This is a genomic window from Streptomyces prasinopilosus (assembly GCF_001419695.1).
In the GTDB taxonomy this organism is placed as follows: domain Bacteria; phylum Actinomycetota; class Actinomycetes; order Streptomycetales; family Streptomycetaceae; genus Streptomyces; species Streptomyces prasinopilosus.
Window position 1 is genome coordinate 1 of record NZ_LIRG01000996.1, and the last position, 5210, is coordinate 5210.

Sequence of the window (5210 nt, forward strand, 5' to 3'; positions counted from 1 at the left end):
GTGCATGGTCGGCGGGGACTCCTCGTGGTCGCGGACCGAGGGGGCGGCGCGCGGCGCCTCGTGGGAAGGTGCGGTGGCCGGGGGGCGGGTGGGCCTGGCAGTGTTGCACGTATGTGCGGACGTTATGCAGCGAGTCGCGGGCCCGGGGTCCTCGCGGAGGTCTTCGGGGTGGAGCGGTGGGAGCCGGAGGAGGCCCTGGAGCCCGATTACAACGTGGCGCCCACCAAAGAGGTCCTCGCCGTCCTCGACCGTGCCCTGAAGGACGCGGACGACCCGCGGCCGGTTCGGCAGCTGCGGAAGCTGAAGTGGGGCCTGGTGCCGTCCTGGTCCAAGACGCCCGAGGGCGGCGCGCGGATGATCAACGCCCGCGCGGAGACCGTCCACGAGAAGCCGTCCTACCGCCGCGCCTTCGCCACCCGGCGCTGCATCCTGCCCGCCGACGGCTACTACGAGTGGGTCACCGGCACGCAGGAGCGGGAGCTGGAGGTCGAGGGCAAGCGGAAGCGTCCCCGCAAGCAGCCGTACTTCGTGACACCGGCCGACGGCTCGGTGTTCGCGATGGCGGGCCTGTACGAGTTCTGGCGGGACCGGACCCTGCCGGACGACCATCCGGGGGCCTGGTGGGTGACGTGCACCGTCATCACCACCGAGGCGGAGACCACGCCGCTCGCGGCGGCGCCGGAGAACGGTCCGGGGACCCTCGCCGACATCCACCCGCGGATGCCGCTGATGCTCACCCCCGACCGCTGGGACGCCTGGCTCGACCCCGCCCGCACGGAGACCGAGGAGCTGCGCGGGCTGCTCGCACCGCCGCCCCCCGGCCTGATGCGCGCCTTCCCGGTCTCCACGGCGGTCAGCAACGTCCGCAACAACGGCCCGGACCTGCTGAAGGAACTGGAAGCACCGGAAGAGAGCACACTCTTCTGACGTGACGCACATGAAGAACACGGGGACCACGGAGAGCGCGCAGAGGACGAAGGGCACGCGGAGCCCGAAGGACGCCCCTGCCGCCGCCGGCCCGGCAGAACCGCCGGCCGGGACCGTCGAGACCGTGGAGACCGCCGCCGGTACCGCCCGCATCACCTGGCACCCCGCCGGACCCGCCGCGCGCCTCGTCCTCGCGCTGGGGCACGGCGCCGGCGGCGGCATCGAGGCGCGGGACCTGCGGGCCCTGGCCGCCGTGCTGCCCGCCCACGGCGTGACCGTGGCCCTGGTGGAGCAGCCCTGGAGGGTGGCCGGCAAGAAGGTGGCCCCCGCGCCGAAGACCCTGGACACCGGCTGGCGCGGCCTCTGGCCCGCGCTGAGGAAGCCGGGCCTGCCGGTGATCGCCGGCGGGCGCAGCGCCGGAGCCCGTGTCGCCTGCCGGACCGCCGGCGAACTCGGCGCCCACGCCGTGCTGGCCCTCGGCTTCCCCCTGCATCCGCCCGGCAGGCCCGAGAAGTCCCGCGCCGGTGAACTGCTCGGCACCGGGGTGCCCACCCTCGTCGTCCAGGGCGGCAACGACCCCTTCGGCAGACCCGGTGAGTTCCCCGGGTTCGGGAGGGGCGGCGCGACGGCGGTCCCCCCGGACGTCCGGTTGCCGGGGAGCGCCGCGGCGAGGACGCCGGCGGGAGACGGGTGGACGTACGAGCTGGTCGAGGTGGCGCACGGCGATCACGGCCTCGCCGTGCCCCGGCGGGCGGACATCACGCAGGAGGAGGCCCTGGCGGTCGTCACGGACGCCGTCGTGCGGTGGACCGGCTCCCTCGTCCCGTAGCGGATCGCCCCTCTCCCGCGGCGGCGCCCGGCCCGTCCCGCGCGCCCCGCCCGGGTAAAGCTTCGGGAATGTCCGGACGCCCCGTGCTGTTGAAGCCGACGTGTCCGCCGGTTTCCGGCACAGCCGTCGTAGTCGTAGGAGAGGAAGTCCGCCCCATGGGTTCGACCTTCTGCCCGAGCCGCAAGGGCCGCACCGACCTGGACTGGACGGTGCTGCACGCGGCCAGGACCGTCCCCCTTCGGGCGGCGGACGGACCGGATCGTCGTCTATCCTCCGATTCGGGTGAGGCCGTTCCCGGTCTCGCGACGACGGAGGAGGTGGGTCCGGTTCCCGGTACCGACGCAGGGACCGATCACGGCCAGGCGGAGCAGCCCGAGGGCCAGGGCGACGGGCGGGCGGAATCGGCCGCCGAGCGCAGCGCGCGCTTCGAGCGGGACGCGCTCGAGTTCCTCGACCAGATGTACTCGGCCGCCCTGCGCATGACGCGCAACCCGGCGGACGCGGAGGACCTGGTCCAGGAGACCTACGCCAAGGCGTACGCGTCCTTCCACCAGTTCCGCGAGGGCACCAACCTCAAGGCCTGGCTGTACCGGATCCTCACCAACACGTTCATCAACTCGTACCGCAAGAAGCAGCGGGAACCGCAGCGCAGCGGGGCCGAGGAGATCGAGGACTGGCAGATCGCGCGTGCCGCGTCGCACATGTCGACCGGTCTGCGTTCCGCGGAGTCGCAGGCGCTGGACCACCTCCCCGACTCGGACGTCAAGGAAGCGCTCCAGGCGATCCCCGAGGAGTTCCGCATCGCCGTGTACCTCGCGGACGTGGAGGGCTTTGCCTACAAGGAGATCGCCGACATCATGGGCACACCCATCGGTACCGTGATGTCCCGGCTGCACCGTGGCCGTCGGCAGCTGCGCGGCATGCTCGAGGACTACGCGCGCGAGCGCGGACTGGTTCCGGCGGGCGCCGGAGGGTCGAACGAAGCGAAAGGCTCGAGGTCATGAGCTGCGGAGAGCCGCACGAGACGGATTGCAGCGAAATCCTCGATCATCTCTACGAGTTCCTCGACCGTGAGATGCCGGATTCCGACTGCGCGAAGTTCGAGCACCACTTCGAGGAGTGCTCGCCCTGTCTCGAGAAGTACGGGCTCGAGCAGGCGGTGAAGAAGCTGGTCAAGCGCTGCTGCGGGCAGGACGACGTGCCGGGCGACCTGCGCGCGAAGGTCATGGGCCGGATCGACGTGATCCGCTCGGGCCAGGCCGGCCCCGCCCCGGACGCCGCCGCCCCCGAGGCGGCCGCACCGCCCCAGGCCGCACCGTCCCAGGCCGCGTCACCGCAGGCCGCACCGCCCCGGACCGCCCCGGCGCCGCAGGAGTCCTGAGCCCGCGAGCCCCGCCGTCCGCGGGTCCTGCGAACGCCTGCCGGGGCAGGCATCCCTCGAAAGGGGAACGCCGTCACCCGTACGCGCTAATCCGCGGGTCATCGGCCCGCGGAGGTGCCCTCCGCCCCCCTAGGCTCCGGACCCTGGCAGGCGACCGGCCGAGCGCGGCCGGCACAGTCGGGGGAGGGGCTCATGGAGGCGTTACCGGCACGGGCCCGCATGTACGTGACCGGTGTCGCCGTGGCGGGCCTGCTCTGCCTGCTCCCGGCGCTGCCCCTGCCGTCCGCGCCGCTGCCGCGCACGCTGACGCCGCCGCTGTCCGCCCCGTCCGGACCGGACGTCCCCTGGGGAGCCGTCGCGTCGTTCGCCGCGCTGTACGCCGGCTGTGAACGCCTGGCCCGGTCCCGGCACCTCGGCGTCCCGAGCCCGGGCGGCACCTTCCACCCCGTCCTCCTCGCCGCGGCCTTTCTGCTGCCGCCGTCCGCCGCCGCGCTGGTCGCGCTGCCCGGCGCGCTGCTCGCCCCGGTCGAGCAGCGGCCGTTCCTCGCGCGCCGGGTCTGGCGGGCCGGCCAGCTGACCCTCGCCGTGTGGGCCGCGAGCCGGGCGCACCTTACGGCCGGCGGCCGGGAGGCGGTCGCGGCCGGGGACGTTCCGGCGGCGCTGGGCGCGGCCGGCGCCTCGGTGCTGGTGTTCTGCCTGCTGCTCACCCTGCTGGACCGCGGCATCCTGGCGCTGGCGGGCGGGGTGCCGTTCCGGCGCGGGAGCCGGACGCCCCGCCCGGAGGGCCGGCGGACGACCCGGCGGACGACCTGGTGGCGGCTGTTCCTGCGGTCGCTCGCACCGGTCACCGTGCACGGGCTCGCCGGACTGATGATGGCCCTGCTGTGGCGCAGCCCCTACGGGCCCGTGGCCGCGCTCCTCGTGCTGCTGCCGATGTGCGTCTCGTGGTGGGCGTTCGCCCAGTACCACCGGGAGCGGGCCGCCCACCAGGCGACGATCCGCGCGCTCGTGCAGGCCGTCGACATCAAGGACGGGTACATGCGCGGGCACAGCGAGCGGGTCGGCCAGGCCTCCACGATGATCGCGCGTGAGCTCGGCATGGACGACGAGCGGACCGAGGTGCTGCGCTTCGCGGGCATCCTGCACGACGTCGGCAAGCTCGGGGTGCCCACCCGGCTGCTCACCAAGGACGGGCCGCTGACCCCCGAGGAGCGGCGGGTGATCGAACTGCACCCCGAGTACGGACACGAGATGGTGCGCGGGATCTCCTTCCTCGGCGAGGCCCGCGCGGCGGTGCTGCACCACCACGAACGGCTGGACGGCACCGGCTACCCCTACGGGCTGGCGGGCGGCCAGATCCCGGAGTCCGCACGGGTGGTGGCGGTCGCCGACGCCTTCGACGCGATGACCTCCAACCGCTCCTACAGCAGGGCCCGACCGGTGCCCGCGGCGCTGGAGGAGCTCCAGCGGTGCGCGGGCGACCACTTCGACCCGCGGATGGTGGAAGCGCTGGTGCGGGCGATCGGCCGCACCGGCTGGCATCCCGTGGTGACGGCCGAGGACGCCGGGCGACCTCCCGGCCCGCCCGCCGAGCCGGTCGCCGCCCGGGCCGCCGACGCGGCCGCCGACCCGCCCGGAGCACGCCGATGACCCCCCGGCCGCACACCCTCGTGCACGCCTGCGCCGCCGCGCTCGCCGCCGGTTGCCTCGGCGCCACCCTGTGGCACGGGATCGCGGAACGCGGTGCCGCCCTCGCCTTCGGGGTCCTCGTCGCCTTCGGTGAACTCGTCCGGCACCACGGACCGCGGCCCCGCGCCGGAGGACGGGCCGGCGAAGGAACACCGCCGGGCGCCGGGACGCAGCCCCGCGACGGACCGCGGATCCGGCAGGCCGCACCGCTCGCCGCCGCCGGCTCACTGGCGTACGCGCTGCTCGGCGAGGCCGGCGGGCGGCCCAGCCACCACGGCGCGGCCCAGGTCGTCGCCGTGGTCCTCGCCGCCTCGCTGCTCGGCAGCGTGCCGCACATCGGCCGCGGTCGCGGGCCCACCCGCGACCGGCTGGCCCGCCGGACCC

4 protein-coding genes and 2 pseudogenes are annotated in these 5210 nt (G+C 74.8%); all 6 read left to right on the forward strand.

The genetic code is table 11. From position 1 onward, the window contains the following. Nucleotides 1–111: 111 nt before the first annotated feature. On the forward strand, nt 112–927 hold the full coding sequence (locus AOK18_RS29470) for an SOS response-associated peptidase (protein ID WP_055696287.1): 816 nt from the start codon (nt 112–114) through the stop codon (nt 925–927). Between the two features lie 10 nt (nt 928–937). Then, complete coding sequence (locus AOK18_RS29475; RefSeq protein WP_420865658.1) at nt 938–1756, forward strand: alpha/beta hydrolase family protein; 819 nt, start codon at nt 938–940, stop codon at nt 1754–1756. A gap of 317 nt (nt 1757–2073) precedes the next feature. Beyond that, entirely contained in the window at nt 2074–2760 is a 687-nt protein-coding gene (gene sigR / locus AOK18_RS29480) for an RNA polymerase sigma factor SigR (protein WP_055573039.1), read from the forward strand. After that, a pseudogene (gene rsrA / locus AOK18_RS29485) lies at nt 2757–3062 on the forward strand (mycothiol system anti-sigma-R factor); the annotation flags it as partial. The gene sigR and the pseudogene rsrA, both read left to right, overlap by 4 nt. 267 nt (nt 3063–3329) lie before the next feature. Continuing rightward, nucleotides 3330–4787 carry an HD-GYP domain-containing protein gene (locus tag AOK18_RS29490; protein WP_055696288.1) on the forward strand — a complete coding sequence of 486 codons (1458 nt, stop codon included), beginning with the start codon at nt 3330–3332 and terminating at the stop codon, nt 4785–4787. After that, nucleotides 4784–5210: pseudogene (locus AOK18_RS29495) on the forward strand (hypothetical protein); the annotation flags it as partial. The gene AOK18_RS29490 and the pseudogene AOK18_RS29495, both read left to right, overlap by 4 nt.

What these genes read in the sequence shown, in the direction of transcription:
- AOK18_RS29470 (WP_055696287.1), top strand. Translation starts at nt 112, where the DNA reads ATGTGCGGACGTTATGCAGCGAGTCGCGGGCCCGGGGTCCTCGCGGAG.
- AOK18_RS29475 (WP_420865658.1), top strand. Translation starts at nt 938, where the DNA reads ATGAAGAACACGGGGACCACGGAGAGCGCGCAGAGGACGAAGGGCACG.
- AOK18_RS29490 (WP_055696288.1), top strand. Translation starts at nt 3,330, where the DNA reads ATGGAGGCGTTACCGGCACGGGCCCGCATGTACGTGACCGGTGTCGCC.